At 40.7% G+C, this 15,804-nt stretch carries 18 protein-coding genes, 2 tRNA genes and 1 pseudogene; 12 read left to right on the top strand and 9 right to left on the bottom strand.

The features are described from left to right. Positions 1 to 3: 3 nt before the first annotated feature. The 6 genes from FRE64_RS13885 to FRE64_RS13860 all read right to left on the bottom strand — a co-directional run bounded on the left by FRE64_RS13885 (position 4) and on the right by FRE64_RS13860 (position 3,333). Complete coding sequence (locus FRE64_RS13885; RefSeq protein ID WP_146296774.1) at positions 4 to 1,332, bottom strand: hypothetical protein; 1,329 nt, start codon at positions 1,330 to 1,332, stop codon at positions 4 to 6. Between the two features lie 147 nt (positions 1,333 to 1,479). Continuing rightward, positions 1,480 to 1,869, bottom strand: coding sequence for a type II toxin-antitoxin system VapC family toxin (locus FRE64_RS13880; RefSeq protein WP_146296773.1), 390 nt, complete (start codon positions 1,867 to 1,869; stop codon positions 1,480 to 1,482). Next, positions 1,862 to 2,107, bottom strand: coding sequence for a hypothetical protein (locus tag FRE64_RS13875; protein WP_146296772.1), 246 nt, complete (start codon positions 2,105 to 2,107; stop codon positions 1,862 to 1,864). Before FRE64_RS13875 ends, FRE64_RS13880 begins: the two co-directional genes overlap by 8 nt. Before the next feature lie 99 nt (positions 2,108 to 2,206). Beyond that, a complete protein-coding gene (locus FRE64_RS13870; protein WP_146296771.1) occupies positions 2,207 to 2,995 on the bottom strand; it encodes an HAD family hydrolase in 789 nt (262 codons plus the stop codon). 47 nt (positions 2,996 to 3,042) lie between these two features. Further along, positions 3,043 to 3,114: transfer RNA gene (locus FRE64_RS13865), tRNA-Gln, on the bottom strand. Positions 3,115 to 3,259: 145 nt separating this feature from the next. Next, positions 3,260 to 3,333: transfer RNA gene (locus tag FRE64_RS13860), tRNA-Arg, on the bottom strand. A 47-nt stretch (positions 3,334 to 3,380) separates the two neighbouring features. Between FRE64_RS13860 and moaC the strand changes: the two genes are divergently transcribed. After that, entirely contained in the window at positions 3,381 to 3,839 is a 459-nt protein-coding gene (moaC, locus tag FRE64_RS13855) for a cyclic pyranopterin monophosphate synthase MoaC (protein WP_146296770.1), read from the top strand. Here the strand turns inward: moaC and FRE64_RS13850 are convergent. Continuing rightward, on the bottom strand, positions 3,819 to 4,232 hold the full coding sequence (locus FRE64_RS13850) for a DUF1824 family protein (protein WP_246140326.1): 414 nt from the start codon (positions 4,230 to 4,232) through the stop codon (positions 3,819 to 3,821). The two genes, moaC and FRE64_RS13850, sit on opposite strands and share 21 nt — an antisense overlap. Positions 4,233 to 4,358: 126 nt before the next feature. Between FRE64_RS13850 and nusB the strand changes: the two genes are divergently transcribed. The 9 genes and pseudogenes from nusB (at position 4,359) to FRE64_RS13805 (ending at position 12,306) form a co-directional block, all read left to right on the top strand. Further along, entirely contained in the window at positions 4,359 to 5,027 is a 669-nt protein-coding gene (gene nusB, locus FRE64_RS13845; RefSeq protein ID WP_146296769.1) for a transcription antitermination factor NusB, read from the top strand. A 5-nt stretch (positions 5,028 to 5,032) separates the two neighbouring features. Next, positions 5,033 to 6,400 (top strand): signal recognition particle-docking protein FtsY, encoded by a 1,368-nt coding sequence (gene ftsY, locus FRE64_RS13840; protein ID WP_146296768.1) that lies wholly within the window; start codon positions 5,033 to 5,035, stop codon positions 6,398 to 6,400. A 215-nt stretch (positions 6,401 to 6,615) separates the two neighbouring features. Further along, the gene (locus FRE64_RS13835; RefSeq protein WP_146296767.1) at positions 6,616 to 7,110 is read left to right on the top strand and encodes a hypothetical protein; all 495 of its coding nucleotides are present in this window, start codon (positions 6,616 to 6,618) and stop codon (positions 7,108 to 7,110) included. Positions 7,111 to 7,164: 54 nt separating this feature from the next. Further along, positions 7,165 to 7,713: a photosystem II reaction center PsbP gene (gene psbP, locus FRE64_RS13830; RefSeq protein WP_146296766.1), complete on the top strand. Its 549-nt coding sequence runs from the start codon at positions 7,165 to 7,167 to the stop codon at positions 7,711 to 7,713. Positions 7,714 to 7,723: 10 nt separating this feature from the next. Next, positions 7,724 to 8,304 (top strand): annotated as a pseudogene (locus FRE64_RS13825) (Maf family protein); the annotation flags it as partial. 334 nt (positions 8,305 to 8,638) lie between these two features. Beyond that, positions 8,639 to 10,060, top strand: coding sequence for a UDP-N-acetylmuramate--L-alanine ligase (gene murC / locus FRE64_RS13820; RefSeq protein ID WP_146296764.1), 1,422 nt, complete (start codon positions 8,639 to 8,641; stop codon positions 10,058 to 10,060). After that, a complete protein-coding gene (gene murB, locus FRE64_RS13815) occupies positions 10,057 to 10,956 on the top strand; it encodes a UDP-N-acetylmuramate dehydrogenase (RefSeq protein WP_146296763.1) in 900 nt (299 codons plus the stop codon). Before murC ends, murB begins: the two co-directional genes overlap by 4 nt. Before the next feature lie 32 nt (positions 10,957 to 10,988). After that, positions 10,989 to 11,342, top strand: coding sequence for a YbaB/EbfC family nucleoid-associated protein (locus FRE64_RS13810; RefSeq protein WP_146296762.1), 354 nt, complete (start codon positions 10,989 to 10,991; stop codon positions 11,340 to 11,342). A 73-nt stretch (positions 11,343 to 11,415) separates the two neighbouring features. Further along, positions 11,416 to 12,306, top strand: a complete 891-nt coding sequence (locus FRE64_RS13805; RefSeq protein WP_146296761.1) for a PhzF family phenazine biosynthesis protein — start codon at positions 11,416 to 11,418, stop codon at positions 12,304 to 12,306. Here FRE64_RS13805 and FRE64_RS13800 read toward each other — a convergent pair. Both FRE64_RS13800 and FRE64_RS13795 read right to left on the bottom strand, forming a co-directional pair. Then, a complete protein-coding gene (locus FRE64_RS13800; protein ID WP_146296760.1) occupies positions 12,303 to 13,157 on the bottom strand; it encodes a sugar kinase in 855 nt (284 codons plus the stop codon). The genes FRE64_RS13805 and FRE64_RS13800 overlap by 4 nt on opposite strands. Next, entirely contained in the window at positions 13,150 to 14,253 is a 1,104-nt protein-coding gene (locus FRE64_RS13795) for an acyl-CoA dehydrogenase (RefSeq protein ID WP_146296759.1), read from the bottom strand. Before FRE64_RS13795 ends, FRE64_RS13800 begins: the two co-directional genes overlap by 8 nt. Before the next feature lie 119 nt (positions 14,254 to 14,372). Between FRE64_RS13795 and psaD the strand changes: the two genes are divergently transcribed. Together psaD and FRE64_RS13785 are read left to right on the top strand one after the other, a co-directional pair. Further along, entirely contained in the window at positions 14,373 to 14,801 is a 429-nt protein-coding gene (gene psaD, locus FRE64_RS13790; protein ID WP_146296758.1) for a photosystem I reaction center subunit II PsaD, read from the top strand. 89 nt (positions 14,802 to 14,890) lie between these two features. After that, positions 14,891 to 15,775: a serine hydrolase gene (locus FRE64_RS13785; RefSeq protein WP_146296757.1), complete on the top strand. Its 885-nt coding sequence runs from the start codon at positions 14,891 to 14,893 to the stop codon at positions 15,773 to 15,775. Positions 15,776 to 15,804 lie beyond the last annotated feature (29 nt).

The following is a 15,804-nucleotide window of genomic DNA, read 5'->3' as shown; positions in this document are numbered from 1 at the left end:
TTCTTATAATCCTAAGCGACGTTTCCATTCTTCATCAATTTTATCACTTTGTTTTGCTTCTTGTTCGGTTAAGTCTTCTTCTGTCGAATAAGCAACATCTTCTTCACTTAAAATAGTTTCAGACGCAAATTTTTGGGCTTGTTTAAGTTTACCTTGGAAAGTCTGATCACTCGCTGCTAATTTTAGGAATTCTTCAGCACGTTGAGAGCGTTTTTCATTACGAGCAGCAATTTTCTTGTTCTGTTGTTGAATCCAGAAATAGCGAATTAAGGGAATTACTAAATAACCAATGGCATAGCCTATAAGAATCCCATAAATTGCATCTACAAACGCAATTAAACCACCGAGTTGTATAACAACTTCTTCTGTGAGTAGTGATCCTAACATTAAAGCGAGAATAAAGTTAAGTCCGCCTAAGCCAATAGCAAGGATTTTTTGATTACTACTTGCTTTAGTAAATTGCCAATAGTTCTCTTTTAGATAAGATTCTACTGACTGTTTTCTTTGTCGATCTGCTTTTACCTGTAAGTCAGGGAAGTAATAAATAATACTGCCATCTTCAGTTACTTCTGGAACACCATTAAACTGCATTAAAACAGGAAGCATATAGTCCTCATCTTCCCAACTTTTTTCACTTATATTGTCTAGATAGGGAGCAATTTGTTCCCCGACTACTGCCCCATTATTATTTTGAATGACACGCCCAATTTCTTGCCAACGACGTTCTTCTAATTTACGATTAGGATTTCCATCTCCAAAGAGAAAGGAAAAAATGGCTTCGAGGAAACTTAACTCATTTTGTTCGCGAGAATTACGTCTGCTTCTTTCTCTTCTAATTGGTTCATCTCTGTGATAATAGTTGGGGGAGAAAAACCAAAATAAATCGGAACCAAGCCAAAAGGGAAAAAAGTTAATTGATAATCCTCCACCGCCACCGATTCTATTATCTGAGTTACCTTCATCAGAACTGGTTTTTGCAGCAATAATAATCACAAATATGGCAATCACCATTAAAATAATCGAAGCAACTAGGATAATGCCAAAGGAAATCCGAATTAAGTAAAAGATAACCCCTGAAACTTTATCCCACCATTCTTGTAATCGTAAGCGCAGATATTTACTACGGAGGATAGTGCGGAAGTTTTTGGGAAAAAGATAAGTAATGTCGCCAGTTTCACTAACTTGTAAATGTCCACCAGCTTCTGCTGCTAATCCCACTAAGCCTTGTTGGACTTCCTGTAATTGTAACCCTGTCTCACCTGCAACATCACCGACAGTAACGCGATAATCGAGTTTCTCAATAGATTTTGTGATTAGAGGATTGGGTGTCATAAGATTAAAACAATTGACAATTGAGAATTGACAATTAAACGCTATGGGAGGGCAAAGGGCTTTTGCTCAGTTTGCCTTATCTCCAATGTATCAGTTACAAAATTTAATTTCCTCTCTCCCACTCGGTAGAAGGATTGTTATGCTTAATTATGGATAAGGCAAGAGATTGAGAGTTGGAATGAATCGGTAGTCTCGTTGGTTTTTAGTGATCAAAGAATAATCCCAAGTTATTGCTGTTGCGGCAATCAAGCTATCAGCTATCAGTAAGCCATGACTGAGGCGATACATAGCCAATAATTCAACCGCTTGCTCAGAAATGGTTGGGTCAATTTTGATTATATCAAAGCGCAGGAGAAATTTCTCTAAAGCCTGCAATTCTAGCTTGTTAGCACAGCCAACTATTAATTCCATTTGTGTAACGATGCTGACTATTAATCGATAATTTGATTGTAGTTTTTGCAAACAATTGACTGCTTCAGACACTCCACGACCAAAGTCAATTAAAATATCAGTATCAATGATAGTTGCATTAGTCATGAGCTTTTGACCACTCATTTTCTCGCAAATTTCGTACCCAATTACTGCTATTCTCTAAATCTTCGCGATCGCGCCAAATTCCCAGAAATGGCTCATTCTCTAAATCAATATTAGGTGAGGGAGAAGCTGATCCTTCCTGTTGGTATTTTTGCTTCAAAAACGCGATCAATCTGAGAACTTCAGTCTGTGCTTCAGTTGGTAGGGCTAAAAATTCACCTAGGAACTCTTGGTTAGTCATCGTTATACTTCTAGGATAGGATTATGCTGGCTACTTCTATCATATAACGGTAAAGAAATGTGACTTACAAAATAACAGACGATCGCGCTTTCTCTAAAATCAATTAGACTCCCATTGGAAAAAGTCTTGTTGAAATTGATCCAGTGAGAGTAAATGAATCTGTTGGTTTTCTATTGCTAAAGTGCGCGATCGCGCTGTATTATAGCCCCAACTTGCGAGAAACAACTTAACTGATGCTAAATTAGCCTGTTTTTGCACTGAGAGTAAGGTTTTTAGCCGATCCTCCACAAACCATAGAGACACTGTATCATCTGTGGGTAATAAATTTGTCAGTGTTTCTGTTTTCGGTTGCTGACATTCTTTTCCGATGATCTGATCTGGGGGAATTTTAACGCCCTGTTGTTCTAGTAATGTATAAGTAAACCGTCCTTCTTTAGTGGTAATGATGTAAACTTGAGGCTTGGATGAAGCTAATATATGCTGTAATTGAGGAATAATGCCAGAATAGAATTGATGATGGGCTAGCCAGTCTTGGACATTGCTTTGAATCCAGCGATCGCGCTTTTCATCCAATAACTGCATTAAAGTTTGCTGGCTTAAATTCTCTTTTTCCAGTAAGTTGGGAACGAGAGATGACCAATTCTGCAAAATTTCCTTATCAGCGATTCCTAAGACTAAAGCCCTTAGTAATAGAGGCATTTCCCATCCTGTTTCAATAATAGAACGTAACTCATAGAAGCAAGAAGCCAACTTTTCCACTTCTAAATCAGAGTCATTCCAAATTTCTTGGTAAACACGGCGACTGCTTTCGAGATATTCGGCACGCCCATCACATAATACGCCATCAAAGTCTAAGGCGAGAATATCAGGTGCTATGGAACTAGACACAAAGATTAACCTTTAGCTGAGTATTATTTTTTCATTTTACTTAAAAACTGGGGTGCTAGGATTCGAACCTAGGAATGGCGAGACCAAAACCCGCTGCCTTACCGCTTGGCTACACCCCAATGGGCTGGCTGTCGTTCAACCTTTATTAATATAGCAAGGGCATTTTCAGGATGTCAAGGGTTGCTGAGAAAATTTTGCCTTTCTATGAAAAAAAGGAGAAACTAATGTCCCTCCTAATTTACACTTGCTATTATTTTAGGGAAGCGGGCCTGGGAGGATTCGAACCCCCGACACCGTGGTCCGTAGCCACGTGCTCTAGTCCACTGAGCTACAAGCCCAAGCGTTTGCTTGCCAACAGTTTATAAATATAACACAGACTTTACCAATGACACAAGAGGAAAATTTAACGCATCTTAATTCTGCTGGAGAAGCCCGTATGGTGGATGTTTCCGAGAAAGCGGTTAGTAAACGAAGCGCGATCGCGCAGGGGGAAATTAAAATGCGACGGGAAACACTAGAAACCATTGAAGCAGGAAACGCACCCAAAGGCGATGTTTTAGCCACAGCCCGTTTAGCTGGAATTATGGCAGCCAAACAAACCTCCCAGTTAATTCCACTTTGTCACAGCTTACCGCTACAAAATGTCCAAGTAGAGTTAATGGCTGATTATGAGTTACCCGGTTATCAAATTCGGGCGACAACCACAACCACTGCACAAACCGGGGTAGAAATGGAAAGTTTAACAGCGGTTTCGGTGGCGGCTTTAACCCTTTATGATATGGCGAAGGCGTTGGAAAAAACCATGATCATTCAGTCAATTCGGTTAATCGAGAAGACAAAATAGATCTAAAGGTAAATGACCATAAGTTCCCGCAACCAGATCATCTTCAGCTTGACAAGATACTAAAACTCCACGGTAGTCGCCAGTATAGTTATCTTGATAGAATCCCATCTGCTTCGTGCTAAATTTTATATACACAGGATGGTCAAGTAGCTGAGTTTGGTCAAAGTTCACTTGCTCGATATCATAACCAAAAGCTGTCAGATAACTTTTTACTGCATTAATCGCTTGTTGAGTATTATCAGCGCAAATGCCTAAATTTTCCCATTCTGATTCTTTGACGATAGTTTGAAGAGCAGTTTTTAACTGTTCTTTTTCTTCCTCAGTATCAACGGTTTTCTGTTCAATACAGCTAAACTGATCTAATTGCTTTCTTGCCTGCTTTAAGTCCATCATGAACTTATAATGAATGTGTTTGGATTAAATTTTAGGAGAAAAAGGCAACTAATAGCAAGGATGCTAATTAGCCTAGCACATGATCACAATAAGAGAGAAAACTGCTAAGAGCAAAATCATTGAATTATGACAAAACGAAAACAACCGCGTCGCGTGGCAAGAGAATTAGCTTTGTTAAGTCAAGGTCAAATGGGAAAAGACCCTGATAAAATCTCCCAGCAGGAATTACATAATATTGTGCTAGCAGCAGTGCGAAGCCTGACTTCTGAAGTGGAAGAAACGATTGAAAATGCTAGTCAAGAGTTAACCCGAGGGCGCGATCGCTTACTGAATAGTGAAACGCGGGCGACAACTATCAATAGTGCCAAAACCATGGTTTCTGATGCGGTAGAACTTACCCAAACTGCCATTAATCGTTTAGGTTATGCCATTGAGTTACCCGAGTTTCTCTATATTGCTAGTCAAGAGGAAGTTCGGAATTATACGATACAGTTGTTAACGACGATTGTAGAAAAGCGGGAACACATTGATCATCTGATTCGCTCTTCTCTTGTCGATTGGAATTTTGATCGGCTTCCTCGGGTCGATCGCGCTTTATTACGCATTGCTGTAGCGGAAATGGTCTTTTTAGAAGCACCTGTGCAAATTGCAATTAATGAAGCAGTGGAGTTAGGAAAACGCTATTCTGATGAAGAAGGATATCGTTTTATTAATGGGGTTCTCCGTCGCGTCAGTAAACAAATCACAATGAAAGACAATCAGGGGACAGAAAAAACAATCACGAATAACGAGTAACGATTATGGTTTTTAATTGGTTTCGTCGTCAATTTAACGATCAACAAGAAAAAAAAGAAGAACAAAAGTCTCAGTCTAGTGCTTCTCCAGAAGAAGTAGAAGCGACAGAAGAGGAGGAGACAACCGCCAGTGAACCCACTCCTGTAGAAGCGACAAAAGAGGAGGAGACAACCGCCAATGAACCCACTCCTGTAGAAGCGACAGAAGAGGAGGAGACAACCACCAGTGAACCCACTCCTACGGGAACTCCTGCCTGGCTACAACAGTCTGGAGGACTAGAAAAACTCAAAGAAAGCGCGATCGATGATACTCCAGAACCCGAACCTGTTACTGAAACCCCAACCAGTGAAGAAACAGTTACAACTCAGGATGAGGAAACTACTTGGTCGGCGCAAGTTTTAGCCAATCAGGGGCGAACTCCTGAGGAGATTTCTGAGGAAGAAATTAGTTGGCTTAAACAGTTACGGAGAGGCTTAGGTAAAACCCGTCGCAACTTCTTAAATCAGTTAAAAGCAACGGTGGGAAAAGGGCCCCTCAATGAAGAAGCAGTAATGGAAATTGAGGCGTTATTACTGCAAGCAGATGTGGGGATTGAAGCTACTGATTATATTGTTGAAACCTTACAGGCGAAAATGCGAGAAGAGGCGTTACCGCTAGAAAGCGCGATCGCGTATCTTAAAGAAATTGTTCGTGAAATTTTGGAACGCCCATTTCAAGAGAAAAACACGCCTATAACTTTTGCCCCCGAACAAGACAAACTCAATATTTGGCTAATTACAGGTGTCAATGGGGCAGGGAAAACCACTACAATAGGGAAATTAGCTCATCTTGGTCAAAAATCTGATTATACTTGTCTAATTGCTGCTGCCGATACTTTCCGCGCTGCTGCTGTAGAACAAGTAAAAGCCTGGGGCGATCGCGCCAATACAGAAGTGGTTGCCAATCCTGGGAAAAACACTGATCCAGCGGCAGTAGTCTATGATGCGATTAGTAAGGCTCAAAGTAAAGGAACAGAACTCCTTTTAGTCGATACTGCTGGGCGACTTCAAAATAAGAAAAATTTGATGGAAGAATTAGGAAAAATTCGCAAGGTCATTGATAAAAAAGCCCCAGATGCCAACATTGAATCGCTACTTGTCATTGATGCTAGTTTAGGACAAAATGGACTGCGACAAGCAGAAGCCTTTACTGAAGTGGCTCGTCTCAGTGGTGTTGTTTTAACCAAACTTGATGGAAGTTCTAAAGGTGGGGTTGCCCTGGCTATTTCCAAGCAACTCAACCTTCCCATACGCTTTATTGGCGCAGGAGAGGGAATTGAGGACTTACGACCCTTTTCTAGTTATGAGTTTGCTGAAGCGTTATTAAGTGAGTAGAAAGCATCAAGGACAAACAAAAACACCCAAATATTGGAAAAAAATTCCTAAAAAAATATAACAAAGTGTCACTAGAGTGCGGGAAATTACCGAAAGATCAATTATACTAGAAATAGAAACTCACCCTAGGATGTAATTGTTATTCATTCTTATAAGAGAGTATAACTGCAAATTATTTAATTAAGTTTAAATTAGAAGTCAATTTATTTTTAAATATGAATTTTATTCATAAATGTTTGCGATATTCCCAATTTTTGATCGTTGCCTTAATGATGTTTGCGGTGGCTATTTTGCCGAGGCTTCCTTTAGGGGCAGAAAATAATAAGGAAACTCAAGGGAGTGAAGCAAACTTTAGGGATTTAGAAACGGGAATTTATTTATACGGGCAATCAAGTAAGCCTTATGAAATTGGCAAAGAGTATATTTTGTTTGAAGTAACTGAGGAAAAATTGATTGGGGTTTTATATATGCCCCATTCTTCCTTTAGTTGCTTTGAGGGAAAAACTACCGAGAATCAACTAGAAATGCTTGTGGATCACCCTTATGAAGATAGTTTTCATGATTACGCGATCGCGCTAGAAGAAACCTCTCCGGTAGCAAGTCGTAGTGAACAAGTAAAAGCGCCTTTACAACTAAAAGGATATGTTCCTGTGGAAGAAATTAATAGTAATGATCGACGAATGCTAGCAACGTGCCAAGAAAAATTCTAGAAACTAAACCCGCAACATGGGAAAATAAGGGCAAGTGTCAAAGAAAATTAAGTTATGTTGAAATCAACCCTTGCTTTAATTGTTGTAGGATTAAGCGTTATTCTGTTTGGTTGTAGTGGCCCCACTACTGGCTTACAGAGTTATACCAATGGCAAACAGGGATACGAGTTTCTTTACCCTAACGGCTGGCAACAAGTACAAGTTGATAATAATACCGCTGGGGTTGATGTTGTATTCCGAGATTTAGTAGAACAAAGTGAAAATGTTAGTGTTGTCATTAATGAAGTAGCAGAGGGCAGAACCCTCTCTGATTTAGGAACCCCATTGGAAGTAGGACAGCGACTAAAAAATACCCTCGCTCCCCCTAATTCTGAGCGTCAGGGTGAATTAATCCGTGCCGGCGAATTAGAGAAAGAAGGACAAACCTACTACATTTTAGAATACGAAGTCACATTCCCTGACCAACGAAAACGTCATAATATGGCAAGTGTAGCTGTGAGTCGCGGTAAACTCTTTACTCTAAATATTTCGACTCCTCAATCACGGTGGGAGAGTCTATCTGATCGGTTTACCAACATGGCTAACTCCTTTGAAGTCTATTAAACATTGAATCATGTCTTTGGTTCTCGCCTCCGCTTCTCCTGCTCGTTTACAACTCTTACAACGGGCGGGGATTAATCCAATTGTCTGTAAAAGTGGGTTTGATGAATCACAAGTGCAAGAGGATGATCCGACGGTATTAGTGAAAGAACTAGCTTTTTGTAAAGCTAAAGCTGTAGCTGAACAATATCCAGAACATCTTATCTTGGGTTGTGATTCTGTGCTGGCTTTTGCTGGAGAAATTTATGGTAAACCAGAAAACGAAACCCTCGCGATCGCGCAATGGCAAAAAATGCGCGGTAAAAAAGGGGAACTTTATACTGGACACGCCCTAATTAATCTCAGCCACAACCAGCAGCTGATTCGGTATCGGGTTACTGATGTTTACTTTTCTAATATCAGCGATCGCGCCATCACTGATTATGTTGCCACAGGAGAGCCTTTATGTTGTGCAGGCGGATTTGCCCTTGAAGGACGAGGCGGACTCTTTGTTGACAAAATAGAAGGGTGTTACAGCAATGTGATTGGGTTAAGTTTGCCGTTATTTCGTGAAATGCTCGCAGACTTAGATTGTTCACACTTAATCAGTTCTGGGTATTGATGAACTTACTTAGCAAACACTTCCCAAGTAAATCTGGAACAGAAGAAAAAGAAAAGCCCAAATGGTATCTAAAAAACTTGACAAGGTAGTTCTTTTTTGTTTATATCTTGAGTCGAATGGGAAAGCTGATTGAATAGTACCCTTAGCTAACGGCAAAAGCGAAGATTACTTCGTTAAGATCGTGCTTGGCTTCTCGTTGATAGGTAATCATCACCTTTTAGGTAAATTTCTACTAACAAGAGAGTGCTAGATCAGTCAGTGATGAATCAATATATTAATTTTAATTCAACCTAATCCCCTGTTGGGTGTGGTGTCTGAGGAAGTTTAATGAGTTGCTCTAATTTAATTGACTTTAAAGGTAAGCCTTTTCATTTTATCGGTATTGGTGGTATTGGGATGTCAGCACTCGCCTATATTTTGGCGAAACAGCAACTCCCAGTAACAGGTTCAGATGTCGGCTCTAGCCATATCACAGAACGTTTAGAGGGCTTAGGAGTCCCGATTTTTTACTCTCAAGAAGCTCAAAACTTAGAAAATTTACCCTCTTCTAGTAGTCCCATTAATTCCCTTCCCCAAGTGATCTGTTCAACAGCTATTCGCTCCGAGAATCAAGAATATCAAGCTGCGGTAGCAAAGGGATGCCCAATTTTTCATCGCTCTGATGTGTTAGCCGGTTTAGTGGCAAACTATGAAAGTGTTGCTGTAGCAGGAACTCATGGTAAAACAACCACCAGTAGCTTATTAGGATATGTGCTACTCGAAAGTGGTCTTGATCCAACGGTAGTGGTGGGAGGGGAAGTAGAAGCCTGGAAAGGCAATGCTCGCGCTGGTGACAGTTCTTATTTAGTCGCTGAGGCAGATGAATCTGATGGGACACTCATTAAATTAAATCCATCTATTGGGATCGTAACTAATATTGAATTAGATCACCCAGACCATTATCAAAGTTTAGATGCAGTGGTGGAGATTTTTCAAGCCTTTGCCCAAAAAGCTGGAATATTAGTTGGGTGTATTGATTGTAAAACGGTTCAGACAAGCCTAAAACCAGAAATTACTTATAGCCTTGATGATAGCAAGAAAGCTGATTATACAGTTAGCGATGTTAACTATCATGGCAAGGGAACAAGTGCTACAGTTTGGGAGCGAGGACAGCCTCTTGGTCAGATCAACTCAACACTATTAGGCTCTCATAATTTAAGTAATATTCTCGCAGTGATTGCTGTGGCGCGTCATTTAGGGTTAGAGTTTAAGGTAATTGCTAACGCGATCGCGCAATTTTCTGGGGCAAAACGGCGATTTGAAGTTTACGGCGAAGAAAATGGCATTCTCTTTGTAGATGACTATGCCCATCATCCCAGTGAGCTTCGTTCTACTCTGGCTGGGGCAAAATTGCGCCTTGAGAGTCCAAATTTTCAGCGTTTGGTGGCGATTTTTCAACCCCATCGCTATAGTCGCACAGAAGCCTTTTTAGCTGAGTTTGCCACCGCTTTTGAACAAGCCGATGTTGTGGTGGTTACTGATATTTATAGCGCTGGTGAGACTTCTAATGGTCTAACAGGGGAAACTCTTGCCCAAAAAATTGCTCAACATCACCCAGAAGTTATCTATCATCAAGATGTAGGGACAATTCCTAAACATCTTGAAAACTTATTATCCAGCGGCGATATTGCCCTTTTCCTTGGGGCTGGCAATCTTAATCAAATGATTCCTCAAACTATGGCAAAGTTAGCAACAACAAAAGTAGCATGACTCTCTATCTTCCTGAAACTAACTGCTGTCTCCAGTCCAATGTTTCCTTAGCCTCTCATACCTCTTTACGAGTAGGTGGAAGAGCGCAATGGTACGTTGAACCAAAAACAACCGAACAGTTACAAGATAGCTTACAGTGGGCAAAGCAGGAACAGTTAGCTGTGACCTTTTTAGGGGGCGGTTCTAACTTACTAATCAGCGATCGCGGTTTATCTGGGCTCGTCATTAGTGCCCGTCATTTTCGCAATTTAGAAATTAATGAAGAAACTGCTCAAATTACTGCTTCTGCAGGAACCCCCTTAGCAACTGTAGCTTGGAAAGCAGCAAAGCGAGGTTGGAGTGGATTAGAGTGGGCAGTGGGGATTCCGGGAACAGTAGGGGGTTCGGTGGTGATGAACGCTGGTGCTCATGGGGCTTCTATGGAAAATGCTTTAGTCAAGGTGGTTCTTGCCACTCCTAACGGCACCTTAGAAGAGGTTTCCCCAGACAGCTTAAACTTTTGCTATCGAACTTCCGATTTACAACACTCTCCCCGTTGGGTGATGGGGGGAACTTTTCAACTCCATCCCGGCTATTCCCGAGAGGAAATTTTACAGCAAACCCGTGCTAACCTCAATCAACGGCGAACTACTCAGCCCTATGATAAACCTAGTTGTGGCAGTGTGTTTCGTAATCCTCAAGAAAAAGCAGCCGCTTGGCTAATTGAACAAGCCGGATTAAAAGGCTTTCAAGTAGGAGATGCCCAAGTTGCCCATCGTCACGCCAATTTTATCCTTAATCAAGGACAAGCGACAGCTCAAGACATTTACAATGTAATTCAGCACGTCCAAGAAAAAGTGGAACAAAGATGGTCAATTTTGTTGCACCCAGAAGTTAAACTATTGGGTGAGTTTTAAACTTTAGTGATCAAAAAAAGGAATTATTAATTATGGCAGAAGAAAAAGAAGGAAAAGGGTTCGGTTTTGGCTTAGGCAAAATGAAGGAGCTTAAAGAAGCCTTTGCTAAAGCCCAACAAGTTCAACAAGGGGCACAAGAACTCCAGCAAGAGTTGGAAGAAATGGACATTGAGGGGCAAAGTAGTGATGGTACCGTGAAAGTAATTATGAGCGGTAATCAAGAGCCTCGCAATGTAGAAATTTCTCCTGAAGCTGCACAAAAAGATGCTGCGGAACTTTCTGAACTTGTCACAGAAGCAGTTAAAGATGCCTATAATAAGTCAACTGCAACCATGCGCGAGAAAATGGAGGCTTTAACCAGCGGACTGCAATTACCGGGGATGTAGTTTCTAATCAGGTGAGGGGGATCTGGGGAAAATTAGCAGTAGATGTATCAAAAATGACTAATGACCCAGAATTATGGTGTATCCATTTTATATCGTAGATGTTTTTGCCGTTGAGAAATATACTGGCAATCAGCTGGCTGTTTTTTCTGATGCTAGAGAAATGACAGCTAGTCAAATGCAAGACTTTGCCAAGGAAATTAACTTTTCCGAAACTACATTTATTAATCCTGAGCCAGATCGAGATCAAGCCTATAAGGTTCGTATTTTTACTCCTAATCAAGAACTTCCTTTTGCAGGACATCCTACATTAGGAACTGCTTTTATTATTCGTGAATTTTTGCAAGCAAAAACAGCGGAAAATCAGGCAATTACACTAAGTTTAAATGTTGGGAAAATTCCAGTACGATGCGAAGTTAGCGCTGAAGACGACCCCATTTTTTGGATGTTACAAAATCAACCTGAATTTGGGGAAAGAGTTTCAGCAGAGACAGTTGCTTCGGTTTTAAATATTACTCCAGAAGAAATTAATCCTAATTTACCGATTCAGGAAGTATCAACTGGTATTTATTTTTTAGTGGTTCCTATTAATAGTTTAGAAACTCTCAAAAAAATTAAAGTTAATTTAGAAGCCTATTATCAATTAATTGCTTCCCTACAAGCAAAAAGTATTCTGGTTTTCTGCCCAGAAACTTATTCGGAAGAGAATGATCTGTGTGTGCGAGTTTTTGCAGATTATTTAGGGATTCCTGAAGATCCAGCTACAGGAAGTGCTAACGGGTGTTTAGCTGCTTATTTAGTCTCAAATCAAAGTTTTCTTAATCAAAAAGGAAATTTAACTGTCAAAGTAGAACAAGGCTATGAAATTAATCGCCCTTCCCGATTATTCTTAAAAGCAAATCCCAGTCAAATTGAAATTGGTGGAAAAGTTAAATTAATCGCTCAAGGGTCTTTTTTGAATTCTTAATTAATCCAGTTTCTCGTCCCAAAATGGGTACAAGATTCGGCGGCAATTTTCGCGGCGTTACTAAGAGCAGCGGTAAATTCTTGTTGTAGAATATAGTGGCAAAATGCACCATGAAAAATATCTCCCGCCCCCAGAGTATCTTTAGCCGTAATCTGAGGAACGGCGATTTCTCCTTGGGTTTCAGGAGTTTGATATAAAATCGGCTTTTCTCCTTGAGTAATAGCAATATAGGGGATGCCAGTCTCTTTTAAGTATTGAAAAACTTCCGTTTGAGTATTACAGTTTGGCGGATAAAAATTAGCCGAACAAATGGCATATTGAGTAACGGGTAAAATGCTTTCCCACCCCTCTTTCCAGCTTCCTCCATCAATAATAATGGGAATATTTTTAGCATGGGCTTGTTGCGCGATCGCGCTTCCTACTGCCATTTGATGCCCATCAATTAAAACTAGATCAACATGACTTAAAGCATCATCAGGAATCTGATTAATCTCCGCCTGACAGCGAGTAGCATTTAAAGAAATAACCGCGCGATCGGCATGATTTTGCGTAACAATAATAGAAGAGGTGGGGGGACTATTTGCCCATGAGGGTTGTAAATCTCGATGCTCAATTTGATAATTCTCTAAATCAGTGCGAATTAAATTGGTAATCGGATGTTTGCCCAACACTGATAACAACCGCGCCTGATTGCCCAACACACTAAAAGTAACACTGGCATTAGTTGCCGGACCCCCTGCAGAAATTGTACTATCAATAGCCCTCAGCTTTTCATTGGGATGCGGAAAATAGGGGGCAAGATAAATTAAATCTAGGGTAGTAATTCCAACAAATAAACCACATTTAGACATAATCTGCGATTGTATTCAAACTTGCTTCCATTACTGCCTTAGTTTGACCAGAAACCGAAAATAATAACGCCTCGCGATAAACCCGTTGTGCAGGATGACTTTGAGCATTTGCCGCCCCACTAGAGGAAATCACCGCAGCATGGGCGCAACGTTGGGCTAAATGAATCGCTTTTACTCGTAAACTCAGACGATATTGAAAAGAAGTTTCTGTGGGGGGAAGCGCGGCAAACATAGCTTCTGAGAGAGACTGATGCTTTTGTGCTAAGGTTTGATGACTTTCTTCTAGAAAAGGTAACTCCTTTTTCCCCGCATTATTTTCTAGAATATCTAACCCCGCTCGCGCACATCCTAAAGCATAAAAACCATGGTGTAAGACATTTTTCTTGTCACTATCATGAATGGCGTTTGCAGGCTTAATAAATAGCACTTCCTCCTCACTTAAAAACCAATTCTCTACGGTTGCGGCTACGGTATTGGTAGCATTCATGACAGATAACTGCATCGGGGAGGAAAATTCCAGGTTTCCCCCTTCTGGTTGAGGAGTCGGGATCAAGGGAACTACCCCATAAAGGGCTTTTCCATCTGGTAAAGTTGCCCCAATAATAAAATACTGGAAATAGCCATAACCGGTAATCCAAGGTACTTTCCCCGCAAGTTGATACCCTCCTTCTACTGGTATTGCTGTTAGAGGGGGATTATGAGTGCGTCGCAATTGCGAAAAACCCACCCCCATCAAGGTTTCTCCCTTTGCCATAGCAGGAAGATAACGCTCTTTTAAAACTTGATTCTCACTGTTAGCAAGTAGAGAGGCAGCACTTTGATGTTGGGTTTGTAGAAAGGCAAATGCTCCCGAGTAACGAGGAATTAAGGCTTGCACTTGCCGAAACGTTAATAAACTTGCTTCTAAGCCTCCATACACTTTGGGAACTCGTAAGCCCAAAAACTGAAATTGATTCAATTGGGATAAGGCTCTTTGTAACGCAATTGTATCAGTATCAAGGCGGTTTGCTTTTGGGGCAATATCTGTTTCTAAGAACGCTTGTAAGGAAGAAGTAACAGCAGTTTCAGCTTGATTTTCTGGGGAGGACAATTTCATAAAATTGCTTAATGGGAACTGCCAAAATTGTAACAGTTCTTGACAAAACTACTAAAACCCACGCCCTAGGCGTGATAGCATTCCAATAAATGTCATCATTTTAGAAAAAAAAACTGACTATGAATGAATTACTCTCTGGACAAACTCCTATATTTGGCGGAAGCACCGGCGGCTTATTAACTGCTGCCGACACCGAAGAAAAATACGGCATCACTTGGACTAGTGATAAAGAACAAGCGTTTGAAATGCCCACAGGTGGGGCTGCTATTATGCGCGAAGGGGAAAATGTCTTCTATTTTGCCCGTAAAGAACAGTGCCTCGCTTTGGGAACGCAATTACGAACCAAATTTAAGCCTAAAATCGAGGATTTCAAAATTTATCGCATTTATCCCAATGGGGAATTAGAATATCTCCATCCTAAAGACGGAGTATTCCCTGAAAATGTCAATGAAGGTCGTCCTTACGTGGGCAAAATCGATCGCAAAATCGGTAAAAATCCTGATCCTGCGACCGTGAAATTCTCTGGAAAAGAACCTTACGAAGTTTAATTTACAAAAAATCTCTTTTTAACCACAGCTTCCCCACTTTTGTGGGGAGTTTTTTTTCATGAACAATCAAGAGAACTCAATCGCTAATTATGCCCTTCTATCAGGAAGATAAACAACTGCAAGGGATTGTCTTGGAAATCTTAAAGCAGGTTTGGCAACAGTTTCCAGAATTGGAGAAGAATCAAATTGCCTTAACTTGGTTAATCTATGACACGCCGCTACGAGGGGCAAGTTATCGAGGAAATCACTTATGTTATCCGGCGAGTTTGGTAAAACTATTTTATTTAGTGGCAGTATTAGAGTGGTTGAAACGAGGGCTTGTCGCCAAATCTTCCGAGCTAGATCGGGCCATTTCTGATATGATTATTGACTCTAGTAATGATGCCACAAGTTTAGTCGTGGATAGCTTAACAGGAACTACCAGTGGGCCAGAATTATCACGTAATGCTTTTCTCACTTGGCAATCGCAACGAAACTTAGTGAATCGCTATTTCCAATCGCTACGTTGGCAAGAGTTAGAAGGGATTAATGTCAATCAAAAAACTTGGGGAGATGGCCCTTATGGGCGAGAAAGGGCGTTTGTGGGAGAATTTTTAGAAAATCGTAATCAACTGACGACTAAAGCTGTGGCAAGGCTATTTCATGAAATTATTAGCGATAAGGCAGTTTCTGTTGAGGCTTCTCACTATATGAAAGGATTACTAGCGCGATCGCTGCCTCCTCCTTCTTTAAGCGACATTGGAGAAGAAAATCAAATTACAGGCTTTTTAGGAGAGGTTCTTCCCAAAGAGGCTACTTTATACTCAAAAGCAGGGTGGATGAGTCAAGTGCGACATGATAGCGCTTATATTAAACTTCCCAACTGTCCCCCTTATCTGCTAGTTGTCTTTACAGAACGTCCCACTTCTTCCCCAAATCGGGCGTTATTACCGTTTATCTCTCAGCAATTTTTAGAAGCCATGAGAAACCAGTAATCAAAAAATCCCCTTCCAAACAAAGGAAG

It is taken from the genome of Euhalothece natronophila Z-M001, assembly GCF_007904085.1.
Lineage (GTDB): Bacteria > Cyanobacteriota > Cyanobacteriia > Cyanobacteriales > Rubidibacteraceae > Halothece > Halothece natronophila.
This window is presented reverse-complemented; position numbering and strand designations above follow the sequence as displayed.